Origin of the sequence: Vibrio sp. 10N.261.55.F4, assembly GCF_041470465.1 — a bacterium.
Taxonomy (GTDB): domain Bacteria; phylum Pseudomonadota; class Gammaproteobacteria; order Enterobacterales; family Vibrionaceae; genus Vibrio; species Vibrio crassostreae_C.
This window is the reverse complement of record NZ_JBFRMM010000008.1, coordinates 109,540-124,575: the sequence shown is the minus strand read 5'-3', so window position 1 is coordinate 124,575 and position 15,036 is coordinate 109,540. Positions and strand designations below refer to the sequence as shown.

At 44.7% G+C, this 15,036-nt stretch carries 12 protein-coding genes; 6 read left to right on the top strand and 6 right to left on the bottom strand.

What is annotated here, in order from left to right; genetic code table 11:
* Positions 1-11: 11 nt before the first annotated feature.
* From cydA to aspS, 6 genes are all read right to left on the bottom strand, one after another.
* Positions 12-1,598, bottom strand: a complete 1,587-nt coding sequence (gene cydA / locus AB4249_RS06015) for a cytochrome ubiquinol oxidase subunit I (RefSeq protein ID WP_061032863.1) — start codon at positions 1,596-1,598, stop codon at positions 12-14.
* Positions 1,599-2,150: 552 nt separating this feature from the next.
* Positions 2,151-3,167, bottom strand: a complete 1,017-nt coding sequence (gene ruvB, locus AB4249_RS06010; protein ID WP_371724950.1) for a Holliday junction branch migration DNA helicase RuvB — start codon at positions 3,165-3,167, stop codon at positions 2,151-2,153.
* A gap of 162 nt (positions 3,168-3,329) precedes the next feature.
* Positions 3,330-3,941, bottom strand: coding sequence for a Holliday junction branch migration protein RuvA (gene ruvA, locus AB4249_RS06005; RefSeq protein ID WP_008219934.1), 612 nt, complete (start codon positions 3,939-3,941; stop codon positions 3,330-3,332).
* A 92-nt stretch (positions 3,942-4,033) separates the two neighbouring features.
* Positions 4,034-5,494 carry a methyl-accepting chemotaxis protein gene (locus AB4249_RS06000; RefSeq protein WP_372102525.1) on the bottom strand — a complete coding sequence of 487 codons (1,461 nt, stop codon included), beginning with the start codon at positions 5,492-5,494 and terminating at the stop codon, positions 4,034-4,036.
* A 214-nt stretch (positions 5,495-5,708) separates the two neighbouring features.
* Complete coding sequence (gene ruvC / locus AB4249_RS05995; protein WP_372102524.1) at positions 5,709-6,230, bottom strand: crossover junction endodeoxyribonuclease RuvC; 522 nt, start codon at positions 6,228-6,230, stop codon at positions 5,709-5,711.
* Positions 6,231-6,389: 159 nt separating this feature from the next.
* Positions 6,390-8,162: an aspartate--tRNA ligase gene (gene aspS, locus AB4249_RS05990; RefSeq protein ID WP_372102523.1), complete on the bottom strand. Its 1,773-nt coding sequence runs from the start codon at positions 8,160-8,162 to the stop codon at positions 6,390-6,392.
* 314 nt (positions 8,163-8,476) lie between these two features.
* Here aspS and AB4249_RS05985 point away from each other — a divergent pair, with 314 nt between their 5' ends.
* The 6 genes from AB4249_RS05985 (at position 8,477) to AB4249_RS05960 (ending at position 14,944) form a co-directional block, all read left to right on the top strand.
* Positions 8,477-9,382 (top strand): DUF72 domain-containing protein, encoded by a 906-nt coding sequence (locus tag AB4249_RS05985; protein ID WP_029235140.1) that lies wholly within the window; start codon positions 8,477-8,479, stop codon positions 9,380-9,382.
* 139 nt (positions 9,383-9,521) lie between these two features.
* Positions 9,522-10,250 carry a carboxy-S-adenosyl-L-methionine synthase CmoA gene (gene cmoA / locus AB4249_RS05980; RefSeq protein ID WP_017062083.1) on the top strand — a complete coding sequence of 243 codons (729 nt, stop codon included), beginning with the start codon at positions 9,522-9,524 and terminating at the stop codon, positions 10,248-10,250.
* Between the two features lie 186 nt (positions 10,251-10,436).
* Positions 10,437-11,408: a tRNA 5-methoxyuridine(34)/uridine 5-oxyacetic acid(34) synthase CmoB gene (gene cmoB / locus AB4249_RS05975; protein WP_372102521.1), complete on the top strand. Its 972-nt coding sequence runs from the start codon at positions 10,437-10,439 to the stop codon at positions 11,406-11,408.
* A 288-nt stretch (positions 11,409-11,696) separates the two neighbouring features.
* Positions 11,697-12,437, top strand: coding sequence for an ATP-dependent zinc protease (locus AB4249_RS05970; protein WP_372102519.1), 741 nt, complete (start codon positions 11,697-11,699; stop codon positions 12,435-12,437).
* Between the two features lie 17 nt (positions 12,438-12,454).
* The gene (locus tag AB4249_RS05965) at positions 12,455-13,960 is read left to right on the top strand and encodes an inactive transglutaminase family protein (protein ID WP_065585128.1); all 1,506 of its coding nucleotides are present in this window, start codon (positions 12,455-12,457) and stop codon (positions 13,958-13,960) included.
* A 3-nt stretch (positions 13,961-13,963) separates the two neighbouring features.
* Positions 13,964-14,944, top strand: coding sequence for an alpha-L-glutamate ligase-like protein (locus tag AB4249_RS05960; RefSeq protein ID WP_026084277.1), 981 nt, complete (start codon positions 13,964-13,966; stop codon positions 14,942-14,944).
* Positions 14,945-15,036: the final 92 nt, after the last annotated feature.

The following is a 15,036-nucleotide window of genomic DNA, read 5'->3' as shown; positions in this document are numbered from 1 at the left end:
TATTCCCTCACTTATACTTCAACTGAACGGCTAACTTTGTCTTCAACAGAGTTATCGTTTTGTTCGAAGTGGTAACGGCCTGTCTTCAAGCTACTTGGACCTTTACGTGCGAATTTCAGCATTAGGTAAACTTCTGCAATCAGGAACACTGTGTACAGTGCCAGGATAGCGAATAGAGAAGTCCATAGCTGTTCAATAGTTAGTGCTGATGCAGCAACGTTAACCGGTAGGATTTCACCAACCGCCCATGGTTGACGACCAAACTCAGCAACGAACCAACCTGCTTCAATCGCAATCCAAGGTAGTGGGATTGAGAATAGTGCTGCTTTAAGTACCCATGGTTTCTGTTCGATCTTCTGACGACACGTTTGAACAAACGCCGCACCGAATACAAACAGCATGATGAAGCCACAAGCAACCATCAGACGGAATGACCAGAATAGAGGCCAAACTGTTGGGATAGAATCATCCGCAGCCATTTGGATTTGATCTTCTGTTGCGTCAACAACGTTGTCTGTGTAGCGCTTAAGAAGTAGACCGTAACCTAGGTCACCTTTCACTTCGTCGAACGCTGCCATGTTTTCTTCAGACTTATCGCCTGCACGTAGTTTTTCTAGAAGTTCGTAAGCGTACATACCAGTACGGATACGATCAACGTGATCATCACGTAGGTCACGCAAGCCCGTTACTTCTTTATCAAGAGAACGCGTCGCAATGATACCCATTACGTAAGGGATCTTAATTGCGTAGTCAGTATCCATTGTTTCTTGGTTAGGAATACCAAAAACAGTAAATGCTGCTGGTGCTTCTTCCGTGTGCCACTCTGCTTCTACCGCAGCGAGCTTCACTTTCTGAACTTCACCAAGCTCGTAACCAGATTCATCACCTAGTACGATTACTGACAAGATCGCCGCCATACCGAAAGATGCTGCAATCGCGAAAGAACGACGAGCAAAGGCAAGGTCACGACCTTTAAGAATGTAGTATGAGCTGATACCAAGGATGAACATCGCACCCGTTGTGTAACCAGACGCTACTGTGTGTACGAATTTAACTTGCGCTACTGGGTTTAGTACAACTTCAGCGAAGCTCACCATTTCCATACGCATGGTTTCAAAGTTAAATTCCGCACCCACTGGGTTTTGCATCCAGCCGTTTGCTACCAAGATCCAAAGCGCAGAGAAGTTAGAGCCTAGTGCTACTAACCAAGTTACCGCTAAGTGTTGACGCTTTGACAGTCTGTCCCAACCGAAGAAGAAAAGGCCAACAAAAGTAGACTCTAGGAAGAATGCAACAAGCGCTTCGATAGCTAGCGGAGCACCAAAGATGTCGCCAACATAGTGAGAATAGTAAGACCAGTTAGTACCAAACTGGAACTCCATGGTTAAGCCTGTCGCTACACCAAGAGCAAAGTTAATACCAAACAATTTACCCCAGAACTTGGTCATGTCCTTGTAAATTTGCTTGCCAGTCATTACATAAACAGACTCCATGATGGCAAGTAGAAATGCCATACCTAAAGTCAGTGGAACAAATAGGAAGTGATACATCGCTGTAAATGCAAACTGCAATCGCGACAGATCAACAACATCAATCATGGTAACTCCTTTGTGTCGGCTGAATGACACTTGTGTGATTATTCACCTCAAAAATCTATGTTAAAACAATTTGTAGAATTGTTATTACAACTTGAAATTTGTAGCAAAAACGTACCGTTATAGTTAGATTATTGTTAAGCATAAGCTAATATAGCTGGCGCTAATATTACTGGTAAAATCAGTATGTTTCAAAAGGTTTATGGGAGAACCCTGCGTTGATTTGTATCAAATTTATTCGTGCAAAATAGGGTTAATTTTGTACAATTATGATTAAAATCACACCAATTCGGCTTGTCTTAATAACACTGCATGATAGCTGTGACAAAACCTCAGCACACCATCAACATTCAAGTCACAACTACCCATAAAGTATTAACAAGAAATATGACAACTTATTTCAATTTTTGTTAGCCAAATCAAACCTGAAATCAAAGTTTTCATTTTTGAACAGCCCTATTTGAGTTTTATAGCGACTCGCGCAAAGAGTTGTTATTCAGTAAAATGCAAAAAACCCCAGTGCTTATGCAACTGGGATCTTTAAAAATGAATAAATTAGCGATTGGAGGGTTTATCTATTCCAAAGTGTAAATACGCTCTGTCAGTGGTGATTCGACCTCTTGGCGTTCTTTGTAGATAACCTTGCTGTATCAAATAAGGCTCTAACACATCTTCAATGGTGTCTCTCTCTTCACCAATCGCGGCTGCCATGTTATCGATACCCACTGGACCGCCACCAAACTTCTCCATAATTGCGAGTAGAAGCTTTCTATCCATGTAGTCGAAACCTTTAGCATCGACATCCAACATGTTAAGCGCTTTATCGGCAACCTCTGGACAGATATGGCCATCCCCTTTCACTTCCGCATAGTCGCGAACGCGGCGCAGTAAACGGTTAGCAATACGAGGTGTACCACGAGCACGACGAGCAACTTCCAATGCGCCTTCAGACTCCATAGATAAACCTAAGCAATCGGCACTACGCTGAACGATGTTTTGCAGGTCTTCAACTTTGTAGTACTCAAGACGCTGAGTAATACCAAAACGGTCACGCAGCGGAGACGTCAGAGAACCAGCACGAGTCGTCGCGCCAATCAAAGTGAAAGGTGGAAGATCTATCTTGATTGAGCGCGCCGCAGGGCCTTCACCAATCATGATGTCCAGTTGGTAATCTTCCATCGCTGGATACAACACCTCTTCAACCACAGGGCTTAAACGGTGGATCTCATCGATGAACAGCACATCATTTTCTTCAAGGTTGGTCAGCAATGCCGCCAAATCACCTGCTTTCTCTAATACAGGCCCTGAAGTGGTACGAATGTTAACGTCCATTTCATTGGCAACGATATTCGCCAAGGTGGTTTTACCCAAGCCAGGAGGACCAAATATCAATAGATGATCGAGCGCCTCGTTACGTAGTTGAGCTGCTTTGATGAAGATTTCCATCTGACCACGAACGTGATCCTGACCTTGATAGTCGGCTAATGCTTTCGGTCTTATCGCGCGGTCAATAACATCTTCATCTTTAAAGACCGGATTATCAGGAGCAATGAGGCGATCAGCTTCAATCATAGAGGGTTCCAATTTAAGAGTGTTAACTCTGTTATCTTTAAGTCTTGCTTAGTCGCTCACCAATAGTGGAGCACATGAATACTAAGCATATTCTAACGAGATAGTACTCGCTATAGATAAACGTGATGCAATACTGAGCTTATATCGCGATTTAGGTTTTAATTAAACCATCGACTTCAAGGCATCACGAATCAGTTGTTCGCTTGTCATGCCTTCTTTAGCCACTTGAGAAACAACCTTAGAAGCTTGAGTGGGCTTGTAGCCTAATGCAAGTAGTGCACTTACCGCTTCTTCTTCAGCGTCATGAACCGTTGGCATAGAGTCAATCGGTGCTGCATCCGTTGCAGGCGTAAACAAGTCTCCTGCGCCCCATCCTTTCAGGCGGTCTTTCATTTCAACAACAAGACGTTCTGCGGTTTTCTTACCGACACCCGGTAGTTTCACTAGTGTAGAAATATCTTCACGTTCAACACTCTGAACAAACTGACTCGCCGTCATACCTGAAAGGATACCAAGGCCAAGCTTAGGACCAACACCATTCGCTTTAATGACTTCACGGAACAGCGCGCGTTCTTTAACTGTGTTGAAGCCGTAAAGCAGTTGTGCATCTTCACGAACAACAAAGTGAGTGTAGATAATTGCCTCTTCGCCAACGTTTGGTAATTCATAAAAACAGCTCATTGGCATTTGAACTTCATAGCCAACGCCACTCACTTCAATTAATAACTCTGGTGGCTGTTTTTCTATTAATGTACCGCGTAGACGTCCGATCACAATTCACTCTCTTGGTGGAATATAATTTGAGGGACAGAATATAAAAGAACTGGATGCTTATCCAGTTCTTTGTGTTTATTCGGGTGATTTATTTACGCTTGTTTGGCTTGTGAAACCACGTTATTTAGGCTTTCGACCAGCTCTTTGACAGAGGTAACATGTCCTGTGAGTTCAGAACCATAATTGGCCACTAACCCTGAAACAGATTTAGTTTCCGCGACACTTTGCGCCACTTCTGAACTCGCGAGATCGAGCTCTTTCAAGGAATTCATCTGCATCGCCATAATGTTGGTCAGCTGATTGAAGTCAGTCGAGATAGTTTGAACCTCGGAGATGATGCCGTTCATCTCATTCGCAGTCGTCTCAATAATCGCTCGTCCATGCTCCACTTCGTCTTTACTGCGGTCCAACAGGGTTCGAATTTCTATTGCGGAATGACTGCTTTTCGCCGATAACTCTCTCACTTGGTCGGCAACTACCGCAAATCCTCTTCCCTGTTCTCCTGCGCGAGCCGCTTCTATGGCCGCATTTAATGCCAACAAATTAGTTTGTTCAGCAACCGACGTAATCAGATCCGCGACCTTCATGATCTCTTGGTTGCTTTGAATAATTTGGCTGATTGCACTGGTCGAGGCCTCAAGTGACTCAGAACTTTTTTGAGCTTTGGTGCCAACGGCTTCGCTGCGCTCTTTTAGTTCACCCACAAATGAATTAGATTCCTCGATGCCTTGTGTCATCTGATGCAGTTGTTGGCTCATCTGTTCTGCCGCACTCGCTTGGGATTCACAATTTATGTTCAACACCTCGACTTGACCATGTAAGTCTTGTGACTGTTGTTCTAGATGAACAGAGACACCCTGTAAGCTGTCTGAATTCGAATTGGCTTGGTCTAGCACAACCGATAAGCGCGCTTCACTTTGAGTTGCTTGATTGGCAACCTGCTGGCTTTCTGAAATCGCTTCTTCCGCTATTTCGATTGCGATCTCTTTTTGCTTCGCGGTAAACGCTTGAGCAATGCAAATAACCACCAACGGCATGATCACACCAGACCAGGTTTCAACCACCACCGCTTCAGGAGTAAGTACTAACTGCGGAAATTCAAAGCCATTAAGGTGAGCCGACGTCATCACCAATGAAACCCCGATCACTAACCCACTCCATACCAAGGCGACAATGCGTGTTCCGGACAAGAAAAAAGCGACCACTAACAAAGGCACCCAATAAGCCTGTGTTGACGCCACCACACCACCGCTTTGATAGATAATATTGAGGGCGTGTACCGCCATCCCCACAAAGCCAAAATTGAGAGCAAGACTGGGCTTACTGGTAACACGCAACAGCAGTGCAGAGATCAGTTCGAACACGATAAGGAACACAGATGTGGCGATCAGAAGTTGCTCTTCGTGCTTGGTCCATTTGATTAAGCTGTAGACACCCACAAAGAAGGCGATAAAGGTAAAGAGTAATAAGATATCGGCTTGTCTGACTTCGTTGTTACTCCACCCATTACTTTTGGGTAAAAACAGCGCGCGCCACAGCTTGATAGGGTTCATCAGTGATCATCCTTGATTAACTTGTTAGACCTCCGACCAATGTTAATAACATGTTAAATGATACGCAATGTTATTATCTGGGTTCTGTTCGAAAGATCTCATTTCATCAAGGATTTAGCAGCGTAGTGTTTTGATATGAGCCAAACAGGGCGTGAGGCTCATCGATGGAATAGGTCTAAAGGCTGTATGTTAGGAGCTTACAAGAGAATGAGAATTAACGGTAACGCCCTTTTCTTGCACCCGTTGCTTTACCCGCAAGCGCTATCAAAGTTTTATTGGTGTTGGCGTGAGTGATCGCTACGCCTAGAGCATCGGCAGCATCGGCCTGTGGTTTAGCGGGTAACTTAAGCATGCTCATCACCATGTTCTGAACCATAGACTTGTCCGCACCACCATTACCCGTCACTGCTTGCTTAATTAAACGAGCCGCGTATTCATGAACAGGCAAATCCGCATTTACAGCCGCTACGATCGCGCTGCCCCTAGCTTGCCCAAGCTTAAGCGCTGAGTCTGCATTCTTAGCCATGAAGACCTGCTCTATCGCAAACACATCCGGTTGGAACTGAGTAATAATTTCGCTCACACCTGCATAGATCTGCTTGAGTCGACCCGGCAACTCTTTTTCTGAGGTGCGAATGCAACCACTCCCTAAGTAATATAGGTGGCGGCCATTTTGATGAATAACACCGTAACCGGTAATGCGTGAGCCAGGGTCAATCCCTAAGATAATAGACATAACTTCAAATACTGATTATTTATACATGCTTTATGAGCTTAGTATATCGAACGCAAAAAAAAATGCCCGTCAAATTAACGGGCATTTTATTGTTCTACTACAAAATTTAGCTCTATCGAAAACTCAAAGCTTCAGTAGAAAGTTAGGCTAATCGCTTGATTAGTCTTCTTTCTTCGCTAGTTTAACTGCGATTGCTAGCTCTTCCAGTGATGCTGGGTTCGCTAGGCTTGGCGCGTCTGTTAGTAGACATGCTGCAGCTGTTGTTTTCGGAAATGCGATAACGTCACGGATGTTCTCAGTACCACAAAGCAGCATTGCTAGACGGTCAAGACCGAATGCTAGACCAGCGTGCGGTGGCGTGCCGTACTTAAGCGCTTCAAGTAGGAAGCCGAACTTCTCTTGTTGCTCTTGTGCTTCGATACCTAGGATACCAAATACCGCTGTTTGCATTTCTGCGTTGTGGATACGTACAGAACCGCCGCCTACTTCGTAGCCGTTGATTACCATGTCGTATGCATCAGAATTTGCTGCTGCTGGGTTCGCTTTTAGCTCTTCCGCGTTCACACCTAGTGGTGATGTGAATGGGTGGTGCATTGCGTGTAGGTTACCTTCGCCGTCTTCTTCAAACATTGGGAAGTCAACAACCCACAGTGGAGCCCATGCAGATGTGTCTGTTAGCTCTAGATCCGTACCTAGTTTAAGACGAAGTGCGCCCATTGCTTCAGCAACGATGCCCGCTTTGTCTGCGCCGAACAGAATGATATCGCCAGATTCAGCTTGAGTACGATCTAGAATACCGTTGATTACGTCTTCGCTTAGGAATTTAGCAACTGGAGATTGAATACCTTCCATGCCTGCAGCACGGTCGTTAACCTTCATCCAAGCTAGGCCTTTCGCGCCGTAGATGTTTACGTGTTCAGCGTAGCCGTCGATTTGCTTACGAGTTAGCTTAGCACCACCTGGAACACGGATAACTGCTACGCGACCTTTTTCGTCGTTAGCTGGGCCAGAGAATACCTTGAATTCAACATCTTTAACCAAGTCAGCAACGTCCACTAGCTCTATTGGGTTACGTAGATCTGGCTTATCAGAACCGAAACGACGAATCGCTTCAGAGAAAGGCATTACTGGGAATTGACCTAGTTCAACATCTAGAAGTTCTTTCCACATATCGTGAACAAGCTTCTCAGTCACGTTACGTACTTCTTGAGAAGTCATGAAAGATGTTTCGATATCGATTTGAGTAAATTCAGGCTGACGGTCAGCACGTAAATCTTCATCACGGAAACATTTAACGATTTGGTAGTAACGGTCAAAACCAGACATCATCAGCAGTTGCTTGAAAAGCTGAGGAGATTGAGGAAGTGCGTAGAAGCTACCTTTGTGAACACGGCTTGGTACTAGGTAGTCACGAGCACCTTCTGGTGTCGCTTTCGTTAGTACTGGCGTTTCGATGTCTAGGAATAAGTTCTCATCTAGGAAACGACGAACGAAGCTAGAAGCACGTGCACGAAGCTTAATACGGTCGCTCATTTCTGGACGACGAAGATCGATGTAACGGTACTTAAGACGCTGCTCTTCAGAGTTCGTTTGGTTGAAGTCTAGTGGAAGCGCTTCTGAACGGTTAATGATCTCTAGACCCGTCGCGTAAAGTTCTACTTCACCAGTAGCCATGTCTTTATTTACTTGGCTGTCCGGACGAACTCGTACTTCACCAGTAAACTTGATACAGAATTCATTACGCAGTTGGTTAGCGATCGGGAAGATATCTTTCATATCTGGATCGACAACAACCTGAACGATGCCTTCACGATCACGCATATCAATAAAGATAAGACCGCCTAAATCACGGCGACGGTTTACCCAGCCGCACAATTCTACAGTTTGTCCCGCCAGGGACTTGTTCAGGTTACCACAGTAATGGGTACGCATAATGAATTTCCCAATCTCTTAATTATTTACTAATTTCCAAGCTGTCAGTGGTCATTCCACACAACAGAGCAAAGGAACATTTATACGCGGAAACTCGCTTAAAATCGACCTTCCACATTCGAATTTATTGTGTTTTATCTGGCTTTGCTGCTTTTTAGCCCATCAAGTGCGCAAAGATTCATCAAAACCGAAAAAATTGCGATAATTATATCTCGAAAGTACCTTAATCAGCAAAACTCTCGTAAAGTAGATTTTCGTTTCAACCCAAAAACTTTTTGTAATGACTGATGGCGTGATGGATAACGGTGTAATAGATGGATAATCGTGTAATAACAACAGAAACTTTACCTCTAAGACTTGGATTAACTATGTGGTCTCATTCTGAGTGGCAAAGTCAGTTCTACGGTAAAGGCACCAAGCCTGCCGAACGCTTGGAAAAATACACCCAAGTTTTCCATACCGTTGAGGGCAACACCACCTTTTACGCTACGCCAAGTATGTCTACCGTTCACAATTGGAAAGCCGCCAGTCACGATGATTTCAAGTTCACCTTCAAATTGCCCAAATTCATCACCCACCAGCAACAACTGAGACACTGCCAAGCCGAACTCAAAGAGTTCTTGATGACGATGTCGCCACTGCATGATCGTATTGGTCAATGGACGATTCAGCTGCCGCACAGTTTTGAGCCCAGCATGCTGCCTGCCCTACAAAAGTTTTGCACCTTATTCCCAAAAGATATGCAGCTTGGCGTCGAAGTTCGACACTTAGGTTTCTTTGATAAGGGCGATGCGGAAAAACGCTTCAACCAATGGCTGGTTGAGGAAGGCATCAATCGCATCATTATGGACAGCCGCCCCGTTTTCTCTGCGCCACCCACCACAGAAGCGGTGATCGATGCGCATCAGAAAAAACCGCGTGTTCCTGTTCATGCAATTGCTACCGCCAATAACCCGATGATTCGATTTATTGGTCACCCAGACCAAGAACCTAATATTGAGTTTTTTAAGCCTTGGTTTGCCAAAATCCCAAACTGGCTTAATGAAGGCAAGCAGCCCTATTTAATGATCCACACCCCAGACAATAACCACGCACCTGAACTTGCGATTGCTATTTATAAGAGGCTACAAAAGCAAGTCTCTGAAAATACATCATTATTACTGCCCGAACTGGCTCAGTTTCCAGCTCAAAAAGGCAATCACCAAATCTCGATGTTTTAACCTCTCACTTGTAAGTAGCTTCGAACCTTGAGCTAAATCTCAGTTTTCGTGACAGTGGCGTTTTTTTTACGTAAAATACGCCCCCTTTTATTTGGTACGAATTTTGTGCCAATTACGCTGACTGTCGAGAGAAAATGCTATGAGCAACACAGACAATATCTTTTCCGCTCCTATTGATAAAATTGGAGACTTCACCTTTGATGCAAGGGTTGCTGAAGTATTTCCGGATATGATTCAACGTTCGGTGCCTGGCTATAGCAATATCATCTCTGCAATCGGCATGCTGGCTGAGCGCTTTGTAAAGCCACACTCAAATATTTACGACCTTGGCTGCTCGCTTGGTGCTGCGACACTTTCTATGCGTCGTCACATTCAGCAAGAAGGCTGCACGATTTTCGCGATCGATAATTCAGAAGCCATGGTTGAGCGCTGCAAATTGCACGTAAATGCTTACCGCAGTGACACACCGGTAGAAGTGATTGAAGCCGACATCCGTGAAGTGGAAATCAAAGACGCTTCTGTTGTGGTGCTTAACTTTACGCTGCAATTTCTTTCTCCAGACGATCGATACGCTCTGCTTGAGAAAATTCATGCTGGCTTGCGCCCAGGCGGGATCTTAATCCTGTCAGAAAAATACGTATTCGAAGATGAAAGCTCAAATGAACTGCTTATCGACCTGCACCATGATTTCAAACGTGCTAACGGGTACAGCGAGCTAGAAGTAAGTCAGAAACGTAGCGCAATTGAAAACGTGATGCGCCCGGATTCGATCCCTGTTCACAGAGAGCGATTTGATAAGATTGGCTTCTCAAGCAGCGAAGTCTGGTTCCAATGTTTCAACTTTGGTTCAATGTTCGCGATAAAGTAAACATTTTAGATTACGTAACCGTCGCGACACCGTTAGCACGTACTAAAATGTCATCCTCAAGAGCGAGGAACAAACGAATTGGGGATCTCTTATCAAACACGATAAACGAGATTCCCTAGCATGTTTGTCCACACTCTTAATGGAGTGACAAATTTAATTTCTACACCACCAACTCAGTGAAAACCTATGTTTAATTTTGCCAATTTTTATCAACTTATTGCCCAAGATACTCGCCTTCAGCCGTGGCTAAATGTCCTGCCACAGCAACTGACCGATTGGCAAAATGCAGAGCACGGTGACTTTGACCGCTGGCTACGTGCACTAAACAAGATTCCACAAGACGTGCCAGATCAAGTTGACCTGAAAAATTCAGTGACGATTGGTAGTTCTACGCCATACCACACAGGCGAACTGAAAAAGCTAGAAAGCTTATTGAAGACTTTCCACCCGTGGAGAAAAGGTCCTTACACGGTTCACGACATTCATATCGATACAGAGTGGCGCAGTGACTGGAAATGGGATCGTGTGCTTCCACATATCTCACCACTTAAAAACCGTTCTGTGCTCGATGTAGGTTGTGGCAATGGTTACCACATGTGGCGCATGCTTGGCCAAGGCGCTCGTCTTACAGTAGGTATCGACCCTTCTCACCTTTTCTTGGTTCAGTTTGAAGCGATCCGTAAGTTGATGGGCGATGACCAACGTGCGCACCTTTTACCTCTAGGTATTGAACAACTACCAAAACTGGAAGCGTACGACACTGTATTCAGCATGGGCGTGCTATACCACCGTCGCTCTCCGCTTGATCACTTGATTCAACTGAAAGACCAATTGGTGTCTGGCGGTGAATTAGTGCTTGAAACCTTAGTGATTGAAGGCGATGAAAATGCAGTTCTGGTTCCTGTTGACCGTTACGCGCAGATGAGAAACGTGTACTTCTTCCCCTCTGCTCGAGCTCTGAAACGCTGGCTTGAACAGGTCGGCTTTGAAGACGTGCGCATCGTGGATGAGAATGTCACGACAATCGGCGAGCAACGCACGACAGAATGGATGACACACAACTCTCTACCAGATTACTTAGACCCGAATGATCCAAGTAAAACGGTTGAAGGTCACCCAGCACCAAGACGTGCCATTCTTGTGGCGACCAAGCCATAAATGTGATGCCCGAAAGCCATTATTTAGCCGATAACAGAGTAATGGCTTTTTGGTGGCTACAGCGCCACCTTTTGCTTCGCTGTGAGCTTTCACAAAAATGCGCGCAAATTGAACAAAAATTGACTTATGCTTAATAAGTGAGCTATTTAAAATTACAATAATTGGCGTAGCGCTCACATTGCGATTCAATATGACCAGACTCTTACAATAGGATGCTTCACGCATCCTTTTTTGTGGGCTAAACTTCTAAATAGTCTGAACTATTCTCTAATTTCCAAAGGTTTTTTTATGTTTAAGCGATTATCGCCTATTGTGGCGGTTGGTTTGCTCTCTGGTTGTACCCTTACTAACGGTGCTGCCTACCACCAAGAAACTCTCGATGCTATTGCCCGCTCAGAGACAAACATCGCAAATAAGGTTCAAAATCTTGAACTGCAAGTCAGTAATCAAAGTGATTACATTGAAAGCTTAGAAGACGAAATCATCACCCTTTCAAATCAGTTAGATGTTCATCTAACAAGCATGGAACACAAAGTCATTGAAGAGCTAGAGGAAGAAGAACCCGTGGCAGTTGCAGCGGCTCCTATCGCTCCTACCTCACAACCGACTATCCTTGGCGGAATCGAAAAAGTGTCTATCGACTCAATCAAACAAAGCTTTGATGCGCGAGTGGATACCGGCGCAACAACCTCTTCTTTGAATGCCGTCGATATTAAAGAATTCGAACGAAATGGTAAGAACTGGGTTAAATTTCACCTAGACGACAAAGCCCAAGCTAAAGAAGACCAGAAATGGATTGAAGCGCCTGTTGTACGTTATGTGAAAATCCGCCAATCAACGAATGATCAGACAGAACGTCGAGCTGTGATTGAATTATGGGTTAAAGTTGGAAAAATCCATGAAAAAGCGCAATTTACATTGGCGGATCGCTCTCAAATGAGTCACCCTGTATTACTAGGGCGCGAATTTATCAAAGACATAGCGCTAGTAGATGTAAGTAAAAAGTACGTACAAACGGAAGTTAAATAACAATAGTAGGGTAAGCTATGACGTCAAGAATTCCATTTTATATCTCTATATTCCTGCTTATCGTGGCAGGCATAACACTGAGTATGTTCAGACATACGACCTACGGTGTACCTTGGACTCCAGGGGAAACCAGGCAGGTTTGGGACGTTGAAGCTCGTATTGAGTTCAACGCAGTAGGCAAAGAAGCAAAAGTTTCCTTAGCGGCTCCTCATACTCAGTCTAACTACACACTTATCGGCGAATCGGCTTCATCACCAGGTTACGGTATTTCTTACTTAAATACTGAGTCAGGTCGTCGTGCAGAGTGGTCTATTCGTTACGCAGATGGCCCTCAAACCATCTACTACAAGACACAATTCCTAGTCGACAACCAAGCTAAAGTGAACGACACACCACCAGAAGGTGAAGTGGTTCAACCAAGCTTCGACGGCCCGGAAGAAGCGGCGTCTCTAGCTCTTATTGACAGAGCAACAAAGCGTTCTGCAGACAATCTAACGTTCACTCGTGAGCTCATCAAAACACTTAATGATCCAGACAGTCAAAACTCTGCGCTGATTCTGAACAACATGACCAAAGTGGAAGCGACACACAAGCTACTTTCAGCAGCGAAAATACACAACAAAGTGGTTGGTGTTATCGAGCTAGAAGATGGCCGTCGTCGTCAATCAATTCAGAACATGATTCAGATTTGGGATAACGATGAGTGGATTCTGTTCTCTCCTGAATCCAGCGAACAGCAAGTTCAACCAAACCTACTTATCTGGGACGAGTCAAACGTTTCTCTACTGGATGTAGTTGGCGGTCAAAACAGTAAAGTTCACTTCTCTATGATTGCTCAAGAGGTTTCACCAACTGAAGCAACCAACAGTAAAGTCTCGGCTGACCAGCTGTTAAACCTATCGATTCATAGCCTACCGCTAGAAGAGCAAGCGATGTTTAAAACCATCATGCTGATTCCTATCGGTGCACTTATTGTTGTGTTCTTGCGTGTCATCATCGGTTTGAAAACGTCTGGTACCTTCATGCCAGTTCTGATTGCGGTGGCCTTTGTTCAAACACAACTGGTAACGGGTATTGTTGGCTTCCTACTGATCGTCGGTACGGGTCTTATTATTCGAAGTTACTTATCCAAACTCAACTTGCTCTTGGTAGCCAGGATATCCGCCGTAATCATTACGGTAATCATGATTATCTCTGTGTTTACTGTAGTGGCGTTTAAAGTGGGTCTGACTGAAGGTCTATCTATTACGTTCTTCCCTATGATTATCCTATCTTGGACTATCGAACGTATGTCTATCCTATGGGAAGAAGAAGGCGCGAAAGAAGTAATGCTGCAAGGTGGTGGTTCTCTATTCACTGCGGTTCTTGTTTACTTAGGCATGACTAACCCGTTCATTCAGCACTTAACGTTTAACTTTATTGGTTTACAACTTGTTATTCTAGCGACCATCTTGCTACTAGGTAACTACACAGGCTACCGTCTAACTGAGCTTCGTCGCTTTAAACCGCTAGCGGAGGACTAAGTTATGTTTGATCAGTTTACTTCACCGTTTAGGTTGAAAGACAAAGGCATAATGGGAATGAACAAGCGTAACCATAGTTATATTGGTCGCTACAATGATCGTTCCAAGTATCCACTGGTTGATGACAAGCTTAAGACTAAGATCATTGCTGAACAAGCAGGTGCAACCGTACCAAAGTTGATTGGCGTGATTGGTCATCAAGCTGAAGTAAAAACAATCCACAAGATGGTTAAAGAGTGGCCAGGTTTTGTAATCAAGCCAGCTCAAGGTAGTGGCGGTAAAGGCATTCTTGTTGTGACCTCTCATAAGGACGGCGTTTATACCAAACCATCCGGTTCAACCATTAATGAAGAAGATGTAGAGCGCCACATCAGTAACGCGCTAGCTGGCCTTTTCTCACTCGGTGGTAAGAATGATGTCGCTGTAGTTGAAAACCTGATTAAGTTCGATGAGTGTTTTGACGGCTTCAGTTACGAGGGTGTGCCAGATGTTCGAATCATTGTATTCAAGGGCTACCCTGTAATGGCAATGATGCGTCTATCCACTTCCGCATCTGATGGTAAGGCGAACTTGCACCAAGGTGCTGTGGGTGTCGGTATTTGTATCGCAACCGGCAAGGCCGTTCGTGCGGTTCAGTTTGACCACCCAGTCACTCACCACCCAGATACGGGTAAAGAGTTGGCGCTACTTCAAGTGCCGCATTGGGAAAAACTGCTAACACTGGCATCAAGCGCTTGGGAAATGACGGGGCTTGGCTACATGGGTACCGACATGGTTCTAGACCAAGAAGAAGGCCCAATGGTACTTGAGCTTAACGCACGTCCAGGTTTGGCTATCCAAATCGCGAACGGTGCTGGTCTGCTTCCTCGATTGCACCATATTGAGAACCTTGGTACACCGGCTGAATACCCGAAACCTGCAGAGCGCGTGGCATACGCAGCTAAGCAATTCGGTGTTCACGGTAACGAGATTGTTCCGAACTGAGCTATTTGCTAACTAGGTCACTTGATACCTAATAGAGCTCAATAAATAAGCCGCATAACTCTGAGAGTTACGCGGCTTTTTAGTATCTGCCA

Excerpts from the sequence above, each read along its gene's own strand:
- cydA (WP_061032863.1), bottom strand. The coding sequence starts at position 1,598 with ATGATTGATGTTGTTGATCTGTCGCGATTGCAGTTTGCATTTACAGCG.
- ruvB (WP_371724950.1), bottom strand. The coding sequence starts at position 3,167 with ATGATTGAAGCTGATCGCCTCATTGCTCCTGATAATCCGGTCTTTAAA.
- AB4249_RS06000 (WP_372102525.1), bottom strand. The coding sequence starts at position 5,494 with ATGAACCCTATCAAGCTGTGGCGCGCGCTGTTTTTACCCAAAAGTAAT.
- ruvC (WP_372102524.1), bottom strand. The coding sequence starts at position 6,230 with ATGTCTATTATCTTAGGGATTGACCCTGGCTCACGCATTACCGGTTAC.
- aspS (WP_372102523.1), bottom strand. The coding sequence starts at position 8,162 with ATGCGTACCCATTACTGTGGTAACCTGAACAAGTCCCTGGCGGGACAA.
- AB4249_RS05985 (WP_029235140.1), top strand. The coding sequence starts at position 8,477 with ATGGATAATCGTGTAATAACAACAGAAACTTTACCTCTAAGACTTGGA.
- cmoA (WP_017062083.1), top strand. The coding sequence starts at position 9,522 with ATGAGCAACACAGACAATATCTTTTCCGCTCCTATTGATAAAATTGGA.
- cmoB (WP_372102521.1), top strand. The coding sequence starts at position 10,437 with ATGTTTAATTTTGCCAATTTTTATCAACTTATTGCCCAAGATACTCGC.
- AB4249_RS05970 (WP_372102519.1), top strand. The coding sequence starts at position 11,697 with ATGTTTAAGCGATTATCGCCTATTGTGGCGGTTGGTTTGCTCTCTGGT.
- AB4249_RS05965 (WP_065585128.1), top strand. The coding sequence starts at position 12,455 with ATGACGTCAAGAATTCCATTTTATATCTCTATATTCCTGCTTATCGTG.
- AB4249_RS05960 (WP_026084277.1), top strand. The coding sequence starts at position 13,964 with ATGTTTGATCAGTTTACTTCACCGTTTAGGTTGAAAGACAAAGGCATA.